2 protein-coding genes are annotated in these 1529 nt (G+C 61.2%); both read left to right on the plus strand.

Annotated features, from left to right (window positions below):
* Positions 1–187 precede the first annotated feature (187 nt).
* Positions 188–1021 carry a hypothetical protein gene (locus HC022_RS26280; protein WP_167454344.1) on the plus strand — a complete coding sequence of 278 codons (834 nt, stop codon included), beginning with the start codon at positions 188–190 and terminating at the stop codon, positions 1019–1021.
* A 198-nt stretch (positions 1022–1219) separates the two neighbouring features.
* On the plus strand, positions 1220–1384 hold the full coding sequence (locus HC022_RS26285; RefSeq protein WP_167454345.1) for a helix-turn-helix domain-containing protein: 165 nt from the start codon (positions 1220–1222) through the stop codon (positions 1382–1384).
* The last annotated feature ends 145 nt before the right edge of the window (positions 1385–1529 follow it).

Here is a 1529-nt window from a genome sequence, read left to right on the forward strand (position 1 = left end):
GCAGGCGCATCCGCAGGATGCTGCCGAGAGGGGTCGCCAGATGGCGCGACCCAAATATTTGGAAGCGCGCAGAGCCTGTCTCAGACGTCTTTCGCCTCCGCTGTAGATACCAATCTCCGTTCCGCCGAGGCGTTGATCACGTTATGTTCTCATTCAAGCATCCTGAAGCGAACCACGATGAGGCCATATGACCCGACGCGAGCTACCTCCCCGCCTGCAGCCCGACGAGCCTCCCAACGCTGAGTTCGCCGACGACACGCTCTATCTTCATTTCGATGGGGTTGCCCGAGCGAAGGCTTGGAAGATTGCGGATTACGGCGACGACGGAGCGCTCGACGTGGCACAAATGCGGGAGATCAAGGAACGCTTCGATCTGGAGGCCCCGCTCGTCGTCGAGTTATCGCGGCAGATCGGTTACTGCCTGGACCGAGACACCTACGCCAATTTCATCGACGTCGTGCGTAGCAAGGCGAGCAAACAGGGTGGTACCAAGCTCAGGAACACGCTTCGGTTCGCCAAAGCGTGCGACGACCCCATCAAGGTTCTTCGCGAGGGGCTCCAGGTACTCGAGAGCCGCTTTGGCACATTGCCGGCCAGCCGCCCGGAGCTGGACCAGGCCAAAGAGCTCTTGCAAGCCCCCGTACCCGACCCTGCCGAGGTGATTGGCCTCCTCAAGTCGATCGCGAAGGTACCCGGCGCTGCGTACGACCTGTCGCCAAAGGATATGCGCACCGTAGTTGACCGGCGCCGCAATGACGTCGTCGCCGAGTGCGCGCGGATCTGGAAGCAAGCCGGGCGCAAGGCGAGTTTCAGCACCGATGCGACCAAAGCCGTGGAGGGCCAGATCTACGGACCCTTCGTCGATTTCATATGCTGCGTCGTTGTCATGGTGACCGAAGACGGCGCCGGCTTCGCCGGAAGGACGTTGCGCAAGAGTATCGAGCACGCCAGGCGCATGGAGGACGAGCAGGACCTCGACGTCATTCGAGCATCCGAACCAGAGGTCGGCACCCAAAAATAGCGAACCAGTGCACTTCGACGTGTCCTGGCGTGCTCGGGCAAGGTCACCCCATGACCTCCGCGCCCGACAGCCCCCACCAGCCTCCAGCAGAGCTCGATCGCATCAAGGATGTTGCGCTCGCACTTGCCCGCCTTCTTGGCGAGGCGGCGGCGTTGGATGCGGATGTATCCCCTTACGACTCCGAGGAGACCAGTCCCAATGCCCCCGACCAGTAAGACCCAGCAACCTGTGCGCCTCAAAACGGTGAAGGAGGTCGCGCTCGAAGACAAAGTGTCCGAGAAGACGATCCGCCGCGCCATCGCCGCCGGCCTTCTCGACGTGATCCGTGTGGGTGCTGATCGACACGTAAATCATCACGCATAGGCAGAGCTAACCGACACACGTGGGCGTAGAAACCCATCAGGGCTTTTCAAGACAGATGACACTCGCTTTGAGTGGGCTGACGCTTGCTACGACGAAGGCTGGGATAGCAAAGGCGCGAAGCGCGGAGACATCAACTATCGCAGCG

Source organism: Salipiger sp. HF18 (assembly GCF_011806505.1).
Taxonomy (GTDB): Bacteria; Pseudomonadota; Alphaproteobacteria; order Rhodobacterales; family Rhodobacteraceae; genus Salipiger; species Salipiger thiooxidans.